14 protein-coding genes and 3 tRNA genes are annotated in these 17201 nt (G+C 72.7%); 13 read left to right on the top strand and 4 right to left on the bottom strand.

Annotation, left to right across the window (positions count from 1 at the left end; genetic code table 11):
* Positions 1 to 63 precede the first annotated feature (63 nt).
* A complete protein-coding gene (locus LG274_RS09015) occupies positions 64 to 1341 on the bottom strand; it encodes a DUF445 domain-containing protein (protein ID WP_248117866.1) in 1278 nt (425 codons plus the stop codon).
* A gap of 135 nt (positions 1342 to 1476) precedes the next feature.
* Between LG274_RS09015 and LG274_RS09020 the strand changes: the two genes are divergently transcribed.
* The 5 genes from LG274_RS09020 (at position 1477) to LG274_RS09040 (ending at position 8225) form a co-directional block, all read left to right on the top strand.
* Complete coding sequence (locus tag LG274_RS09020; protein ID WP_298710613.1) at positions 1477 to 2421, top strand: glycerophosphodiester phosphodiesterase family protein; 945 nt, start codon at positions 1477 to 1479, stop codon at positions 2419 to 2421.
* A gap of 145 nt (positions 2422 to 2566) precedes the next feature.
* Positions 2567 to 4252, top strand: coding sequence for an ABC transporter substrate-binding protein (locus LG274_RS09025; RefSeq protein ID WP_298710610.1), 1686 nt, complete (start codon positions 2567 to 2569; stop codon positions 4250 to 4252).
* Positions 4253 to 4369: 117 nt separating this feature from the next.
* Complete coding sequence (locus LG274_RS09030) at positions 4370 to 5374, top strand: ABC transporter permease (RefSeq protein WP_248117872.1); 1005 nt, start codon at positions 4370 to 4372, stop codon at positions 5372 to 5374.
* Positions 5371 to 6420 carry an ABC transporter permease gene (locus tag LG274_RS09035; protein ID WP_404464037.1) on the top strand — a complete coding sequence of 350 codons (1050 nt, stop codon included), beginning with the start codon at positions 5371 to 5373 and terminating at the stop codon, positions 6418 to 6420. The genes LG274_RS09030 and LG274_RS09035 overlap by 4 nt, the downstream gene beginning before the upstream one ends.
* A gap of 2 nt (positions 6421 to 6422) precedes the next feature.
* A complete protein-coding gene (locus LG274_RS09040; protein WP_404464039.1) occupies positions 6423 to 8225 on the top strand; it encodes a dipeptide ABC transporter ATP-binding protein in 1803 nt (600 codons plus the stop codon).
* Positions 8226 to 8241: 16 nt separating this feature from the next.
* Here the strand turns inward: LG274_RS09040 and LG274_RS09045 are convergent, their stop codons facing one another.
* Together LG274_RS09045 and pta are read right to left on the bottom strand one after the other, a co-directional pair.
* Positions 8242 to 9495, bottom strand: coding sequence for an acetate/propionate family kinase (locus LG274_RS09045; RefSeq protein WP_404464041.1), 1254 nt, complete (start codon positions 9493 to 9495; stop codon positions 8242 to 8244).
* An 11-nt stretch (positions 9496 to 9506) separates the two neighbouring features.
* Positions 9507 to 11573 (bottom strand): phosphate acetyltransferase, encoded by a 2067-nt coding sequence (pta, locus tag LG274_RS09050; protein WP_298986648.1) that lies wholly within the window; start codon positions 11571 to 11573, stop codon positions 9507 to 9509.
* Between the two features lie 200 nt (positions 11574 to 11773).
* Here pta and LG274_RS09055 point away from each other — a divergent pair, with 200 nt between their 5' ends.
* The 5 genes from LG274_RS09055 to LG274_RS09075 all read left to right on the top strand — a co-directional run bounded on the left by LG274_RS09055 (position 11774) and on the right by LG274_RS09075 (position 16208).
* A complete protein-coding gene (locus LG274_RS09055) occupies positions 11774 to 13132 on the top strand; it encodes an Nramp family divalent metal transporter (protein ID WP_298710598.1) in 1359 nt (452 codons plus the stop codon).
* Between the two features lie 48 nt (positions 13133 to 13180).
* Positions 13181 to 13597, top strand: coding sequence for a thiamine-binding protein (locus tag LG274_RS09060; protein WP_298710595.1), 417 nt, complete (start codon positions 13181 to 13183; stop codon positions 13595 to 13597).
* 86 nt (positions 13598 to 13683) lie between these two features.
* Positions 13684 to 14253 carry a GNAT family N-acetyltransferase gene (locus LG274_RS09065; RefSeq protein WP_404464046.1) on the top strand — a complete coding sequence of 190 codons (570 nt, stop codon included), beginning with the start codon at positions 13684 to 13686 and terminating at the stop codon, positions 14251 to 14253.
* A complete protein-coding gene (locus LG274_RS09070) occupies positions 14246 to 15175 on the top strand; it encodes a spermidine synthase (RefSeq protein ID WP_404464048.1) in 930 nt (309 codons plus the stop codon). Before LG274_RS09065 ends, LG274_RS09070 begins: the two co-directional genes overlap by 8 nt.
* A 58-nt stretch (positions 15176 to 15233) precedes the next feature.
* Positions 15234 to 16208, top strand: a complete 975-nt coding sequence (locus LG274_RS09075; protein ID WP_404464050.1) for a universal stress protein — start codon at positions 15234 to 15236, stop codon at positions 16206 to 16208.
* Between the two features lie 15 nt (positions 16209 to 16223).
* On the opposite strand, the gene LG274_RS09080 is transcribed toward LG274_RS09075, so the two are convergent.
* A complete protein-coding gene (locus LG274_RS09080; protein WP_282442780.1) occupies positions 16224 to 16577 on the bottom strand; it encodes a metallopeptidase family protein in 354 nt (117 codons plus the stop codon).
* A 182-nt stretch (positions 16578 to 16759) separates the two neighbouring features.
* Here LG274_RS09080 and LG274_RS09085 point away from each other — a divergent pair.
* The 3 genes from LG274_RS09085 (at position 16760) to LG274_RS09095 (ending at position 17170) form a co-directional block, all read left to right on the top strand.
* Positions 16760 to 16832 (top strand) — tRNA-Glu (locus tag LG274_RS09085).
* Positions 16833 to 16945: 113 nt separating this feature from the next.
* Positions 16946 to 17019 (top strand) — tRNA-Asp (locus tag LG274_RS09090).
* 75 nt (positions 17020 to 17094) lie between these two features.
* Positions 17095 to 17170 (top strand) — tRNA-Phe (locus LG274_RS09095).
* The last annotated feature ends 31 nt before the right edge of the window (positions 17171 to 17201 follow it).

A 17201-nucleotide genomic window follows, 5' to 3' on the forward strand; every position in this document is an offset into this window, starting at 1 on the left:
CCGGCCCGCGGCGGCGACGCTCCCCCACGCGGGGTGCGTCGCCGTCGTCGTGGGCGGGGGAGATCAGAACAGCAGTGTGGCCAGCGTGTGGATGGCCAGGCCGGCGAGCGCACCGACCACGGAGCCGTTGATGCGGATGAACTGCAGGTCCCGGCCCACGAGGAGCTCGAGGGTGCGGGAGGTCTGCTCGCCGTCCCACCGCTCCACGGTCTCCTCGATCACGCCGGTCAGCTGCGGGCCGTAGGAGCTGAGTGCGTAGGCGGCGGCGCGCTGCGCGTAGCCGTCCACGCGCTCGCGCACCTCGGCGTCGTCCTGGAGGCGCCCGCCGAGGTCCTGCAGGGCGGCCACGAGGGCGCGGTGCAGGTCGGAGGCGGGGTCGGCGAGGGCGTCCAGCAGGGAGTCGCGCAGGGTGGTCCAGGCGCGGGAGGCCCAGCCGCGCAGGCGCTCGTCCGCGAAGAGGCTCGCCTTGAAGCGCTCCACGGAGGCGCGCGTGTCTGGGTCCTCGCGCATGTCACGGACGAGGCGGTCCAGCCAGTCATCCACCGAGCGGCGGGCCTCGTGGTCCGGGTCGGAGCGGATGCCGGCGAGGTACTTCAGGGTCTCGGCGTGGAGGCGCTCCGCCAGGAGGCGGTCCACCATGTCCGGGCTCCACTCGGGGGAGCGGCGGCGCACCGTCTCGATGAACATCTCCGGGTGGGCGGCCACCCAGTCGCCCGTGTGGTTCACCACGAGCTCGACCACCTTGTCGTGGTGCCGGCCGGCCAGCACGGAGTCCAGCACGCCGGCGAGCGTGGGGGACCAGTCCGGCTCCACCATGTGCTTCTGCATCAGCTGCTGCAGCAGGCGCTGCACGGCCTCATCGTCGGTGGCGGCCATGGTGTGCCGTGCCGCCGTCGCGACCTCCCCGGCCACGCGCCGGGCGTTCGCGTCCTGGCGCAGCCAGCCGCCGGCCGCGTGCGCGACCTGCAGCCCGGCCACCTTCTCCCGCGCGACGTCCGAGTCCAGGAAGTTCTCCTGCACGAACTCGCGCAGCGCCGCCCCGAGCTGGTCCTTCTTCCGAGGGATCAGGGCGGTGTGGGGCACGGGGATGCCGGCGGGGTGGCGGAACAGCGCGGTGACGGCAAACCAGTCGGCGAGCGCGCCCACCATGCCGCCCTCCGCCGCGGCGCGCACGAAGCCCCACGCGGGATGGACCTCCTGGAGTGGGAACGCGATGACGAACACGACGGCCAGCGCCACGAGCAGGCCGGTGGCCACCGACTTCATGCGGCGCAGCCCGGCGGCGCGCTCGAGGGAGGCGGCGCTGAGGACCTGCTGGTCCGAGGCGGCGGAGAGGGACACGTGCGGCTCCTGGAGCGGGCGGAACGGAGGACCGGGCGGAGAGGACGCCGGGGTGAACCGAATGGTCCCCTCCAGTTAACCAGCCCGCCGCCTGGCGTCGGGGCTCCGGGCACCCGCCGCTCCTACGCTCTGGGCGTGCTCCCCCTCGTGATCGCCCACCGCGGTGCGTCCGCCGCCTTCCCCGAACACACCCGCGCCGCCATGCTGCACGCCCTCGCCGTGGGCGCGGACGGCCTGGAGTGCGACGTGCAGCTCACGAAGGACCGCGAGGTCGTCTGCTGGCACGACCCCACCGTGGACCGCACCTCGAACGGCTCCGGCGCGCTCGCGGACCACACCCTGGAGCGGCTGCGCGGCCTCGACGTCACCTCGTGGCACGCGACGCGCGGGCCTCGCGCGGGCGACGGGGCGCGGCCGGGAGCGCAGGCGGGCCAGATCCCCCCGGTGTACGGCGCGCCGGAGGACCAGGTGCTCACCCTGCGGGAGCTCTTCGAGATCGCGACGGCGGCGGACCGTCCGCTGCGCCTCGCGGTGGAGCTCAAGCACCCCTCGCCGTACGGCCACGAGCTCGAGGAGCGCGTGCTGCGCGAGCTGCTCACCTCTGGCTGGGACCCGGAGACGGGCCTGCTCGGGCAGGTGAGCGTCTCCCTCATGAGCTTCCACCCCGGAGCGCTGCAGTACGTGGCGCCGCTGACGGGCCCGGACGCGCTGTGCCCGCTCGTGGACGTGATGCCGGCCGAGATCCCCTCCCGCATCGCCCGCGGTCCGCTCTCCCGGGCCGCCGTGCGCGCCACGGTGCGCCAGACCCTCGCGAACTCCGAGGCCATGGTGTGGCGCGGCCGGGCGAGCCTTGCCGGCCCGTCCGTGGAGTACGTGCGCACCCACCTCGCTGACGTGAAGGCGTGGCTCGCGGCCGGGCGCCGGCTGCGCGTGTGGACCGTGGACGCGCGCGCGGACGTCGAATTCCTCCTGGCCCAGGGTGTGCAGGAGCTGACCACCAACCGGCCGGAGGACGTGCTGCGCTGGGCGGCCGACGCCGTCGTCGAGCGGCGGAGTCGGCGGGACCGCGCGGGGGTCTGAGGCCGCCGGCGTCCCGGAGATGACGGGACGCCGTGTCGATGCCGCATCCGTCTGTGATCAGGGTTACACTCCCGATCAACGCCTCCCCTGTGAGGTGCCTCACTCGCACGTGAGACCTTCCTCGATCTCTCCCCAGGAGGACCCCATGGCTTCCCCCCTTCAGCGACGCTTCCTGTCCGCGGCCGCCCTCACCGCAGCAGGCGCCCTCCTGATCAGCGGATGCGCCCAGAGCCAGCGCTCGGACACCGGCGCGGACAGCTCCGCGGCCGGCTCCGACGCGCAGCAGGTGGACGGCTCGTTCATCTTCGCCGCCTCCTCGGACCCGAAGACCCTCGACCCGGCCTTCGCCTCGGACGGCGAGTCCTTCCGGGTGTCCCGGCAGATCTTCGAGGGCCTCGTGGGCACCAAGCCCGGCACGGCGGACCCGGCCCCCCTCCTGGCCGAGTCGTGGGAGTCGAGTGAGGACGGGCTGACCCACACGTTCCAGCTCAAGGACGGGGTGAAGTTCCACGACGGCACGGAGTTCAACGCCGAGGCCGTGTGCGCCAACTTCGACCGCTGGTACAACTTCGAGGGCATTCAGCAGGCCGAGACCGTCTCCTACTACTACGGCAAGCTGTTCCGCGGCTTCGCGGACTCCCCGGAGAAGGCCGTGTACAAGTCGTGCGACGCCACCGAGGACCTCAAGGCCACCGTCACCCTGGCCCAGCCCTTCGCCGGGTTCATCCCCTCCCTCTCGCTTCCCGCCTTCGGCATGCAGTCCCCCACGGCCATGGAGGAGTACAAGGCGGACGAGATCGGCGGCACCGCCGAATCCCCGGAGATGTCCGAGTACGCCCGCGAGCACCCCACGGGCACGGGCCCGTACAAGTTCGACTCGTGGAGCGTCGGCTCGGACATCAAGCTCTCCGCCTTCGAGGACTACTGGGGGGACAAGGGCGAGGTCACGGACGTGACCTTCCGCGTGATCGACGACCCGGTGGCCCGCCGCCAGGCCCTTGAGGCCGGGGACGTGGACGGCTACGACCTCGTGGCCCCCGCGGACACCAAGGCCCTCGCCGACGCCGGGTTCAACGTGATCCAGCGCGATCCGTTCACCATCCTCTACCTGGGCATGAACCAGGAGCAGGAGGAGCTCAAGGACGTGAAGGTCCGCCAGGCGATCGCCCACGCGATCGACAAGGACGCGCTCATCCAGCAGACCCTGCCGGAGGGCACCAAGGCCGCGACCCAGTTCATCCCGGACTCGGTCAACGGCTACAGCGACGACGTCACCACCTACGACTACGACCCGGAGAAGGCGAAGCAGCTGCTGACCGAGGCGGGCTACCCCGACGGCTTCACGATCGACTTCAACTACCCGACGGGCGTCTCCCGCCCCTACATGCCGACCCCGGAGCAGGCCTTCTCCAACATCTCCAACCAGCTCGCGGAGGTGGGCATCAAGGTCAACGCCAAGCCCGCCAAGTGGAGCCCGGACTACCTGAACCAGGTGCAGGGCACCGCCGACCACGGCATCCACCTGCTCGGCTGGACCGGCGACTACAACGACACCGACAACTTCGTGGGCGTGTTCTTCGGCCAGGAGAAGCCCGAGTTCGGCTTCGAGAACGAGGAGCTCTTCACCGCCCTCGAGAAGGCGCGCCAGATCCCCACGATCGAGGAGCAGACGCCCGAGTACGAGGCGATCAACCAGCAGATCTCCGAGTTCGTCCCGGCCGTCCCGCTGGCGCACCCGGCGCCGTCGCTCGCCTTCGACAAGCGCGTGGCCTCCTACCCGGCCAGCCCGGTCAACGACGAGGTCTTCAACCAGGTCGACCTCACGGAGTGAACCGGCGCCCCCGCGGCTGACCGGCCCCCTCGCTGACCCGACGGCGGCGGCGCACCCGCTGCGCCGCCGCCGTCCCCTGACCTGACGGGCCCACGGGCCTGGGATGAAGGACTCCCCGTGCTCAGACTCATCGGCAAGCGCCTGCTGCTGCTGATCCCCACCCTGCTCGGCCTCTCGATCCTGCTCTTCGCGTGGGTGCGCAGCCTCCCCGGCGGGCCGGCCACGGCCCTGCTCGGCGACCGTGCCACCCCCGAGGCGGTGGCCCGCGTGAACGCCGCGTACGGCTTCGACAAGCCGATCCTGGAGCAGTACCTCACCTACATGGGGCGGCTGGTCCGGGGTGACTTCGGCAACTCGCTCATGACCAACCGGCCCGTCCTGGAGGAGTTCGCCGAGCGCTTCCCCGCCACGATCGAGCTGTCCGTGTTCGCCATCCTCTTCGCGGTCGTGCTCGGCATCCCGCTGGGCTACTGGGCGGCCCGCAACGTGGGCCGGTGGCAGGACAACCTCGCCGTCGTGCTCTCCCTGCTGGGCGTGGTGGTGCCGGTGTTCTTCCTGGCCTTCCTGCTGAAGTGGGTCTTCGCCGTGCGGCTCGGCTGGCTCCCCACGGACGGCCGCCAGGACCCGCGGATCGACGCGACGCACTACACGAACCTCTACGTGTGGGACGGCATCAGCACGGGGGAGTGGGACGCCGCCCTGAATGCGCTGACGCACCTCGTGCTGCCCGGCATCGCCCTGGGCACCATCCCGCTGGCCATCATCGCCCGCATCACGCGGGCGGCCGTCCTGGACGTGCAGAACGCCGACTACGTGCGCACCGCGCGCGCCAAGGGTCTGGCCCCGGGGCTCATCCGGAACCGCTTCATCCTCCGCAACGCGATGCTCCCCGTGCTCACCACGCTGGGCCTGCAGCTGGGCCTGCTGATCTCGGGGGCGGTGCTCACCGAGACGGTGTTCGCCTTCAACGGCATCGGCCGGTTCCTGCGCGACGCGATCTTCAACCTCGACTTCCCGGTGCTGCAGGGCTTCATCATCCTCATCGCACTGTTGTATTCGCTCATCAACCTGGTCGTGGACGTCTCCTACGGCCTCATCGACCCGAGGGTGCGTGTCCAGTGACGGCGAACCTGCCCCCCGCCTCCGGCGGCCCCGCGGCGCGCGGCGCCGAGGACGAGCTGTACCCGGCCACGGACGGAGCGGTCACCCCGCTGGCCGTCGACACCCCCGGGGTCGAGGCCGTCGGCGTCGCCCCCGGCCCGACACAGGCCACCACCGAGCCGGGCGCGGAGGCGCGCGGCACCTCCGTGTGGGGGGCCGCCTTCCAGCGGCTGCGCCGCAACCCCGCGGCCATCGCGGGCGCCGTGATCGTGGCGCTCTTCCTGCTCGTGGCGGTCCTCGCCCCGCTCCTGGCCCCGTACGGGGGCACGGAGACGCCGGGCATGCGGGAGATCCGCCCGACGAGCGTGCCCGGGCCCGGCGAGGTGGCCGGCTACCCGCTCGGCCTGGACCGCTTCGGCGGCGACGTGCTCTCCAAGCTGCTGTGGGGCGCCCAGGCGTCCCTGCTGATCGGCGTGGTCTCCACCGCGCTCGGCCTCGCGGGCGGCATGATCCTCGGCCTGCTCGCGGGAGGGTTCGGCGGCTGGGTGGACAGCGTGGTGATGCGCCTCGTGGACATCCTGCTCTCCGTGCCGCACCTGCTGCTGGCGGTGTCCATCGCGGCCATCCTGGGACAGACGCCCTCCGCCGTGATGATCGCGATCGGCGTGGCCCAGGTCCCCGTGTTCGCCCGCCTGCTGCGCTCCTCGATGCTCTCGCAGAAGGGCTCGGACTACGTGCTGGCCGCGCAGACCCTCGGGCTCTCGCGGCGCACCATCACCATGTCCCACATCCTGCCCAACTCGCTGGGCCCCGTGATCGTGCAGGCCACCCTCACCCTGGCCACCGCCGTGATCGACGCCGCCGCCCTCTCCTTCCTGGGCCTCGGCGGCGGCCGGCCCGAGACCGCCGAGTGGGGCCGCATGCTCACCTACGCCCAGGCCGAGCTGGGCATCAACCCGTGGCTCGCCTTCCTGCCGGGCCTGTGCATCGCCGTCACCGCGCTCGGGTTCACCCTGCTGGGAGAGTCCCTGCGCGAGGCCCTCGACCCCACCTCCCGGAGGCGCTGACCATGGACCCCCAGCACGACGACGTCGCCCGCGGCTCCGGCTCCCACGTGGCCGGAGCGGAGGGCCCCGTCCCCGCGGCCTCGGCACCCTCTGCCGCGCCCGCGGCACCTTCGCCCGCGCCCGCCGTCGGCGGGCCGCTGCTCGAGATCCGCGGCCTGGACGTGGAGTTCTCCACGCAGCAGGGCACGGTGAAGGCCGTGGAGGGCGCCTCGTTCACCCTGCCCGCCGGCGGCACGCTGGCCATCGTGGGCGAGTCCGGCTCGGGCAAGTCCACCACCGCGATGGCGGCCATCGGCCTGCTGCCGCAGAACGGACGCGTGACCGGCGGCTCCATCCGCTTCGCGGGCCAGGAGCTGGTGGGCATGCCGGACGCGAAGATGCGCCGCATCCGGGGCCGCAGCATCGGCCTGGTGCCGCAGGACCCGATGTCCAACCTGAACCCGGTGACGCGCGTGGGGCAGCAGATCGGGGAGACCCTCCTGACCCACGGGCTGGCCACGCGCAAGGACGTGAAGGAGAAGGTCCTCGCGGTGATGGAGCGGGCGGGGATCCCGGACCCGCGCAAGCGGGCGAGGCAGTACCCCCACGAGCTCTCGGGCGGGCTGCGCCAGCGCGTGCTGATCGCGATCGGCCTGGCCTGCCGGCCGCAGCTGCTGATCGCGGACGAGCCCACCTCGGCCCTGGATGTGACCGTGCAGCAGGTGATCCTGGACCAGATCGACGAGATGACCCGGGAGGTGAGAAGCTCCGTCCTGCTCATCACGCACGACCTGGGGCTCGCCGCCGAGCGCGCCCAGCACCTCGTGGTCATGCACCGCGGCACGGTGGTGGAGCACGGGGACGCCCAGCGGATCCTCGAGGACCCCCAGCACGCCTACACGCGCTCGCTCGTGCAGGCGGCGCCGTCGGTGGCCGCCGCACGCCTCCTCCCCGAGTCCTACGCGGCCGCGCCGGCGCCCCTGGCCGAGGACGCCACCGGTGCCCTGACCACCGTGGCCCTGGACAAGTCCGCCCTCACCCCGCTGGTCGAGATCACCGACCTGACCAAGGTGTACGCGAGCCGTGGCCAGGACGACTTCTACGCCGCCAAGGAGGTCTCGCTCAAGATCCCGCGGGGCAAGACGGTCTCCATCGTGGGCGAGTCCGGCTCCGGCAAGACGACCACGGCACGCATGCTGCTCAAGCTCATCGAGCCGACGTCGGGATCCATCACCTTCGAGGGCAAGGACGTCCTGACCCTCAAGGGCGCCGACCTGAAGGACTTCCGTCAGCGGGTGCAGGCCGTCTTCCAGGACCCCTTCTCCTCCCTCAACCCCTCCTTCACGGTGGGGCGGATCATCGAGGAGCCGCTGCAGGCCTACCGCCGCGGCGGGGCGAAGCAGCGGCGGGCGCGCACCCTGGAGCTCATGGAGCAGGTGGCCCTGCCGGCGCACTTCCACCGACGCTACCCCGCGGAGCTCTCGGGCGGTCAGCGTCAGCGGGTGGCGATCGCCCGTGCGCTCGCGCTGAACCCGGACCTGATCGTGTGCGACGAGCCGGTCTCCGCCCTCGACGTCCTCGTGCAGGCGCAGATCCTGGACCTGCTCAAGGACCTGCAGGCGGAGCTGGGGCTGAGCTACCTCTTCATCTCCCACGACCTCGCGGTGGTGCGGCTCATCTCGGACTACGTGTGCGTGATGAAGGACGGCGAGCTGGTCGAGGCCGCCTCCTCCGAGGAGGTCTTCACCAACGCGCGCCATCCGTACACACGGAGGCTGCTGGCCTCGATCCCCGGCAACGAGCTGCAGATCGGCGACGTCGCCTGACCTGCCGCGCTCCGGGTCAGTCCTGCAGCGGCCAGGCCTGCTCGCGCTCCACCACGGTGTGGGCCAGCTGGGAGATCGCCATCTCCTCGTCCGTGGGGACCACGAGCACGGGGATCGCGGAGGCGTCGGCGGAGATCACCCGGGGGTCGTCGCCGCGCTCCATGTTCCGCGCGGGGTCGTACGTCACGCCCAGCGGCTCGAGGCGGTCCAGCACGCGGGCGCGGAACGGCGCCGAGTTCTCCCCGATGCCGGCGGTGAACACGATCGCCTTCGCCCCGCCCACGGCCACGTGGTAGGCGCCGATGTACTTGGCCAGGCGGTAGGACGCGATCTTCAGAGCCTGCCGGGACGCGCGGTGGCCCGCCTCCGCGGCCTCGAGCACCTGGCGCATGTCCGCGTTGCCGGAGAGCCCCAGCAGGCCGGACTCCTTGTTGAGGAGGGTGTCCACCTGCTCGGCCGTGTAGCCGTGGGTGGTGATCAGATGGGTGATGATCGAGGGGTCGACGTCGCCCGAGCGGGTGCCCATCACGAGCCCGGCCAGCGGCGTGTAGCCCATGGACGTGTCGATCGAGCGGCCGTGCCGGATCGCCGTCGCCGACGCGCCGTTGCCCAGGTGCAGGATGACGCCGTCGAACGCCCGGCGCTCCATGCCCAGGTGCCGCGCCGCGAGCCCCGTGACCAGGTCGTGCGAGGTGCCGTGGAAGCCGTACCGGCGGATGCCGTGCTCCGTGTAGAGCTCGTCCGGGAGGGCGTACTGCCAGGCCTCCCGCGGCATCGACTGGTGGAACGAGGTGTCGAACACCACCACCTGCGGCAGGTCCGGCCAGCGCTGGGCGACAGCGCGCAGCCCCTGCGCCGCGGCCGGGTTGTGCAGCGGAGCCAGGGGAGCCAGGCGCTCGATCGCGCGGATGACCTCGTTGGTCACGAGGGCCGGCGCGTGGAAGCGCTCCCCGCCGTGCACCACGCGGTGCCCGGCCGCGGCCAGGCGGCGGTCCCCGATCACCGCGGCGATCTCCTCCTCCACGTGGGCGAGGGCGGCCGCGTGGTCCGCGACGCCCGAGCCCGGCACGCCGATGCGCTCGACGAGGCCCTTCGTCACCACGGGATCGGGGGCGTCCTCGCCGTCGAGGGTGAGCTCGCGCACCTGGTACTTCAGGGACGAGGAGCCCGAGTTCACCACGAGCACCAGGAGGGTCTCCTCGGGCAGCTCGCGGGCGGAGACGGTGGGGATCGCGGTGGTGACGGGAGCGGAGCTCATCGCGTCGGTCATGGGGATTCCTTTCAGCCCTGCGCCTGGATGGCGGTGATGGCCACCGTGTTGACGATGTCCTCCACCGTGGTGCCGCGGGAGAGGTCGTTCACGGGCTTGTTCAGGCCCTGCAGCACCGGCCCGACGGCGACCGCGCCCGAGGACTGCTGCACCGCCTTGTACGTGTTGTTGCCGGTGTTCAGGTCCGGGAACACGAACACCGTGGCCTGGCCGGCCACCTCGGATCCCGGCATCTTGGACGCGGCCACGGCGGCGTTCACGGCGGCGTCGTACTGCAGCGGGCCCTCCACCTTCAGCTCGGGTGCGCGCTCGCGGACCAGCCCGGTGGCCGTCCGCACCTTGTCCACGGCCTCGCCGGAGCCGGAGGCGCCCGTGGAGTAGGAGAGCATCGCGACGCGCGGGTCCACGCCGAACTGGGCCGCCGTCGCCGCCGAGGCCACGGCGATATCCGCGAGCTGCTCGGCGTTCGGCTCGGGGTTCACGGCGCAGTCGCCGTACACGAGCGCGCGGTCCGGCAGGAGCATGAAGAACACGGAGGACACGATGGACACGCCCGGCTTGGTCTTCACGAACTCGAGCGCGGGGCGGATGGTGTTGGCCGTGGTGTGCGCGGCGCCGGAGACCATGCCGTCCACGTCGCCGAGGTGGACCATCATCGTGCCGAAGTACGCGCCCTCCTGCATGACCTCGCGGGCCCGCTCCACGTCCACGCCCTTGTGGGCGCGCAGCCGCGCGTACTCCTCGGCGTAGCGCTCCAGGTCGGGGGACTCGGCGGGGTCCACGAGCTCGATGCCCGTGAGGTCGATGCCCTCGCGGGAGGCGAGCTCCCTCACCGCGGCGGAGGGGCCGAGGACCACGAGGTCGCACACGTCGCGGCGGTGCAGGATCTCGGCGGCCCGCAGCACGCGGGCGTCCTCGCCCTCGGGGAGGACGATCCGCTGCCGGTCGGCGCGGGCGCGCGAGATCAGCTCGTGCAGGAAGCGCAGGGGCGTCACCGTGGAGGAGCGGGGGAGGTCGAAGCGCTGCAGCAGCTCGTCGCCGTCCACCCTCTGGTGCCAGGCGCCGAGCGCCGCGGCGGTCTTGCGGGGCTGCGCGCTGGAGAGCTCGCCGCGCACGCGGGAGACCTTGGCCGCGGTGGTGAACGTGTCGTCGTGGGTGGCGAGCACGGGGAAGGAGGCGTCCAGGTAGAGGCGCTGCAGCTGGCGGTTCGGCAGGATCCCGTTCGTGAGGATCATGCCCGACGGCGTGGGGAAGTCCGGGGTGAGCGAGGAGGCCACGGTGGCCAGGATCGCGTCGGAGCGGTCCCCCGAGACGATCACGAGGGCCCCCTCCTCGAGGATCTCGAGGAAGTTGCCGCCCTCCATGGAGACGGCCTTGACCTCGGCGACGTCGCGGTCCAGGGTCTGGGCGCCGGCCACCTGCTCCAGCCCGAGCAGGTCCGCCACCTCCGCCACGGAGGGGTGCGTGAGCTCGGGGAGCTCCGGGATCACGTAGACCGGCCACGCGTGGCGGCCCGGGCGCACCGCGGCACGGATCTGCTCGGCGAGGCCCGCGCCGGCCCGGTTGACGATGACGGCCAGCAGGTCGACGCCGGACTCGTCCAGGGAGCGGCGGGCCAGGTCCACGGCGTCCGCGGCCTGGGCCGGGGTCAGGCCCGCGCCCGAGGCCACCGCGATCACGGGGGTGCCCAGGTTGCGGGCCAGGTGGGCGTTCAGGTCGAGGTCCACGGACGGGTCCGCGCTGATCAGGTCGGTCCCCTCCACCACCACGACGGCGTCCTGCGACATCGCGTCGAAGTGCTCGACGCAGCGCTCCTGCACCTCGTCGCCGCGGCCCTCGGCCATGAGCGTGCGCGCCTCGGCCGCCGTGAGGCCGCCGCGGGCCTGCTCGGGGCCCAGGCCGAACTGCTCCCGCATCAGCAGCACCATCGGGTCGGTCTCGACGTCGTTCCCCGGGACGATGGGCCGGTAGTAGCCCACGGCGCCGGAGCGCTTGTAGAGGGAGTCGGCGAGGCCGAGGCTGACGAGCGACTTGCCCGCGCCCGTCGAGGTGGTGGAGACGAAGATTCCCTGCGGCATGGGGCCCTTTCGCGTGGCGGTTCGCGTGCGTGCAAGCGGTCCCCTCCACCGTACCGATGCGTCCCGTCCACGGCGCGGTCTGGGCGGCGGCAGGCGGGGGCCTCCGCGCTATAGTGAGCGCACTCACACTGCACCGAAGCCCGTGCACCCGGGGCGGCCGTCGCCGTCGCCTCCCGCGCGCCGACCCCCGATGAGGCACCATGTCCCACACCACCGCCGCCGCCGGGCACGCCCCGGATCCCCGCCATCCCGTGCACAACCCGGCGGTGGTCGGCTTCACGGAGGCCGAGCTCAACGAGACGCCGATCCGTCCCAAGTGGAACTCCCTCGGCCCGGGCATCGTGGCCGCCGCGACGGGCGTGGGCGCCGCCGACCTCGTGGCCACCCTGACCGCCGGCTCGCGCTACGGCTACATGCTGCTGTGGGCCGTGGTCCTCGGCGTGATCTTCAAGATCGTGCTCGTGGAGGGAGTGGGCCGCTACTACCTCTCCACCGGCAAGACGATCTTCCAGGGCTGGCGCTCGCTCGGCTCGTGGACGTCCTGGTACTTCGGCCCGTACATCCTCATCTGGGGCTTCGTCTACGGCGCGACGGCGATGTCCTCCACCGCGCTGCCGCTCGCCGCGCTCTTCCCGGGCGTGGACAGCAAGGTCTTCGCGATCGGGGCGGGGCTCGTGGGCCTGGGCCTCGTGTGGCTGAACAAGTACCGCCTCATCGAGACGATCATGACCGTGCTGATCGGCATCATGTTCGTCACCGTGCTGCTCTCCGCCGCCCTGACCGCCCCGAACCTCGGCGAGATCCTCTCCGGCCTCGTGCCGCGCCTGCCCGGCAACGACCCGGACGCCATGTTCTACGTGCTCGGCCTGGCCGGCGGCGTGGGCGGCACCATCACCCTCGGCGCGTACGGCTACTGGCTGCGCGAGAAGGGCTGGAACGTCCCCAGGTACATGCGGGTCATGAAGTTCGACAACGCCACCTCCTACATCCTCACCGGCATCTTCGTGATCGCCACGATGATCATGGGCGTCGAGCTGCTGCACTCGGCCGGCCTGGCCATCTCCAAGGGCGACGCGGGCCTGCTCGACGTGGGCAACGTCCTGGCCGAGCGCTACGGCGAGACGTACTCGGTGGTGTTCCTCGTGGGCTTCTTCGCGGCGTCCTTCTCCTCGCTCCTGGGCGTGTGGCACGGCGTGTCGCTGATGTTCGCGGACTTCTGGACCAACTTCCGCCGCCCCGCGGCCGAGATCGACCAGGACGACGCGCCGTCGCTCGCCTCGAAGCCCGGCCGCTTCTTCCTGCTGTGGCTGACCATCCTGCCCATGTCCCTGCTGTTCCTGGACCGCCCGATCTTCCTGATCCTGCTCTACGGCACGCTCGGTGCCCTCTTCATGCCCTTCCTGGCCATCACGCTGCTGTTCCTCAACAACGCGCGTCACGTGCCCCCGCAGTTCCGCAACGGGTGGCTGCGCAACGCGCTGCTCGGCCTGACGGCGCTGGTGTTCGTGGCGATCGGCGTCAACGAGCTGGTCAAGGCGCTGCAGCCGCTGTTCGGCTGACCCGGCGGGCCGGTGCCCGAGAGGGCGACGGCACGGCACACTGGTGCCATGATCGTCGCCTTCTCCGTCGCCCCCTCCGGCCAGCCCGCCGACGCCGCCCACGTCCCCGGTGAGGGGGACACCGCCTCCGTGCACCGCGCCGTCGCGGCCGCCGTCGCCGTGGTGCGGGCCTCCGGGCTGCCGCACCGCACCTCCTCGATGTTCACCGAGGTCGAGGGGGAGTGGGACGAGGTCATGGCCGTGGTGAAGGCCGCGGTCGAGGCGGTCGAGCCGTACGGCTCCCGCGTCTCGCTGGTGCTCAAGGCGGACATCCGCCCGGGCCACGTCGGCGAGCTGGACGGCAAGCTCGATCGCCTCGAGGCCGCCCTCGCCGAGCAGGGCGGGCCGGAGGGCGCGGCCGCGGGCGACCTCGGGCTCGGCACCGCGGCCTCGGCCCGCGCCACCGCGGACGACGACGGCCGCTGACCCCCGGTTCCGTGGACGAGACGGGCGCTCCCCCCACCGCTCTCGTGGACGAAGCGGGAACCGACGACCCCGAGAGGAGGCCCGCCGTGGCCGCCGTGATCCGCCCCGCCCGCCCCGAGGACGTCGAGGCACTCCTGCGCGTCAAGGCGCGGTCCTGGCGCGAGGCGTACGGCTCGCTCCTGGCCGCCGAGGTGTTCGACCGCGTGGACGCGCGCGTGCCCGAGGACGTCCCCGCCTGGGCCGCGCTCATCGGATCCGACAAGGACCTGTGGGTCGCCGAGGCCGACGGCGGCCGGCTCGTGGGCGTCGCCCTCGCCGGGCCGTCGCGCATCGAGCGTCCGGCGTGCGGGGAACCGGAGGCCTCGCACGCCTCCGACGCCTCGGACGCCCCCGACGACGGCTCCGCGAGCCCGAGCATGCCTGGACGCGAGCTCATGGTCCTCTACATCCTCGCCGAGACGTACGGCACCGGTGTGGGCGCGCGCCTGATGCGCGCCGCTGCCGGTGACGGCCCGGCCGTCCTGCGCGTCCTGGCGGAGAACCCCCGCGCGATCGCGTTCTACCGCAAGCACGGCTTCGTGGAGGACGGCGCCCCCCAGCCCATGGAGGGCGCGTGGGCCGGGCTGCACGAGCAGCTGATGGTGCGCCGTGGCTAGGCGCGGGCAGGCGCCGCGACGCCGCGGACCCGCCACGGCCGCCGTCGACGCCGGCGTCGTCCCGGGCGTCCACGCGATCTCCTCGGGGACGGCCGAGATCGTCGAGGACCCCTTCGCGCCGGGTGCGTTCACCCTGCTCGTCAACGGGGTGGAGTCCTCGCCGCTGGACCCCGAGCATCCGGAGCGGATGGGCTTCGAGTACATGCGCTGGGCGGCCGCGGCCGTCGAGGCGCACTGGCCCGATCCCGTCCCGCTGCGCGCCCTGCACCTCGGCGGCGCCGGCTGCGCGCTCGCCCGCTGGGTGGACCACGCCTTCCCCGGCTCGCACCAGACCGCGGTGGAGATCGACGCCGGCCTCGCCGCCCTCGCCCGCGAGCACTTCGGCCTGCCGCGTGCCCCCGCGCTGAAGATCCGCGTGGCCGACGCCGCCGACATCCTCGCCGAGGCCCACCCGGCCTCCCGCGACCTCCTCATCCGCGACGTCTTCGCCCCGGACCCGGACGACCCCACGGGCGCCCGCCACATCACGCCGCCGAATCTCACCGGCGCCGCGTCCGCGGAGGCCGCCGCGCGCGTGCTCGCCCCGGGCGGGCTGTACGTGCTCAACGTGGGCGGAGGCCCGGACCTGGCCGCCGTGCGCGCAGAGGTGGCCGCCGTCGTCGGGGCCTTCGACCACGTCGAGGTGATCGCGGACCCGCCCATGCTCAAGGGACGCCGGCGCGGCAACGTGATCGTGGCGGCCTCGGACGCCCCGATCGCCCGCCCCGCCGCGGCCGCCCATGCCGGCGCCGATCCCCGGGACGGCCTCGCCCGGGACCTCCGGATGGACGCCTTCCCAGCGCGCCTCGCCGAGGATCCGCGGGCCTTCACCGCCGGGCTCCCCGCCGGCCGGACCCCGCTCCGGGCGACCCCCGAGGACTAGACTGGTGGCATCGAACCGGCCCCGTCCGGGGGTCGGGGAGCGACTCGAGGAGGTTCGCATGTCCACCGCATCCCAGCACACCGATCCCGGCACGGGTGCCGCCCCGCTCGGCGTCCTGGTGGGCGTGGACGGCTCGGAGCAGTCCGTCTCCGCCGCCCGCTGGGCCCAGCGCGAGGCGTCCCTGCGCGGCGAGCCCCTGACCCTCGTCACGGCCTACACCATGCCCACCTTCTGGGGGTACGGGGCGGAGGCGGGTGCGGCCTACCCCGACGACGACCGCCTGCGCGAGGGCGTCGAAGCCCTCCTGCGGGACGTGGCGGGCCAGCTGGACGCCGACGGCGTGCAGCCCACCCTGCGGGTCGAGGTCGGGGACGCCGCCGGCGTGCTGGTGGACCTCTCGAAGCAGGCGTCCCTGCTCGTCTCGGGCAGCCGCGGCCGCGGAGGCTTCCTCGGTCGCCTGCTGGGCTCCGTGTCCTCGGCGCTGCCGGGCCACGCGCACTGCCCCGTGGCCATCATCCCCGCCGGGGTGGAGGCCTCCCGCGCCGCGGCGGGGGTGCCCGTCGTCGTGGGCGTGGACGGCTCCGAGCAGGGCCGCGCCGCCGCCCTCGTGGCTGCCGAGGAGGCCCGCCTGCGCGGCGCGCCCCTGAACCTCGTGGTCGCCGTGCCGCCCGTGAGCGCCAACGCGGCGTGGCTCGCCGTGAGCCTGGACGAGGAGGCACGGGCCAAGGACATGCAGGAGCTCGTGGACGCCGGCGCCCGCTGGCTCTCCTCCGAGTACCCGGGCCTCGAGGTCACGGGCGAGCTCGTGGACGGCAGCCCCGTGGACGTCATGGTGGAGCAGACCGGCACGGCGCGCCTGACGGTGCTCGGCACGCGCGGTCTCGGCGGGTTCGCCGGCTCCCTCCTCGGCTCCACGAGCCAGGGCGTGGCCCACCACGCGCGCGGACCGGTCATGGTGGTCCCGTTCCGGGAGGACGTCCGGCTGAGCCGCCGCGCGGACCACGGCCCGGTGCGGGAGCAGCCGCAGGCCTGAGCCGCCGGTCCCCGCTCAGCCCCAGCCGAGCTCGTGGAGCCGCTCCTCGCTGATCCCGAAGAAGTGCCCCACCTCGTGGAGGACCGTCACGGTGATCTGCTCCTCGAGCTCGGCGCGGTCCCGGCAGTGCCGCATGAGGGGGCCGCGGAACACCACGATCCGGTCCGGCATCTGCCACGGCACCTCAGCCCGCTCCCCGAGGGGCACGCCCTCGTAGAGGCCGAAGAGCTCGGTGTCCGGGTCCTCCCAGTGCTGGGGCTCGTACTCCTCCTCCACCACCACGACGACGTTGGTCAGCAGGCGCGCCAGCTCGTCCGGGACACGGGTGAGCGCGGCGGACACGGCGGCGTCGAACTCGTCCTCGGACATCCAGTCAGCGGCGGGGTGATCGGTCACGGCGGGGCCTCCTGTCGCTGGCGGCGGGGACGGTTCGCGCGGTCGGCGCCCCGACCCGCGGCCGGTCCGCCTCCCGCGGCCGGGGGATTTGGCGGGGGGTGTGGGGCCACTTTAGACTTCGCTGAGGCCCTCGCGGGAATCCCGACGTCGGACCTGCCCCTATCGTCTAGAGGCCTAGGACACCGCCCTTTCACGGCGGCGACACGGGTTCGAATCCCGTTGGGGGTACGCACGGCCGGCCGCGGGGAGCATCTGGAGCCCCGGGAACGTCGGGTTTGCACATCGGGACGAGGCTCTGCTAGAGTTCCATCTCGTTGCAAAGCACCACGCAGCACCAGTAAGGCCCTGTAGCGCAGTTGGTTAGCGCGCCGCCCTGTCACGGCGGAGGTCGCGAGTTCAAGTCTCGTCAGGGTCGCTCGGATCATCCGAACACCGGTATTCGGAGCAACGGAGTCCGGTGGACGCATGGTCCAGGTGGCTTATGTCACCGGGCTCTGTAGCTCAGTTGGTAGAGCGTACGACTGAAAATCGTAAGGTCACCGGATCGACGCCGGTCGGAGCCACCAGATCATCGAGTAGGCCCCCGCAGATGCGGGG

The organism is Micrococcus antarcticus (assembly GCF_044872765.1).
Taxonomy (GTDB): domain Bacteria; phylum Actinomycetota; class Actinomycetes; order Actinomycetales; family Micrococcaceae; genus Micrococcus.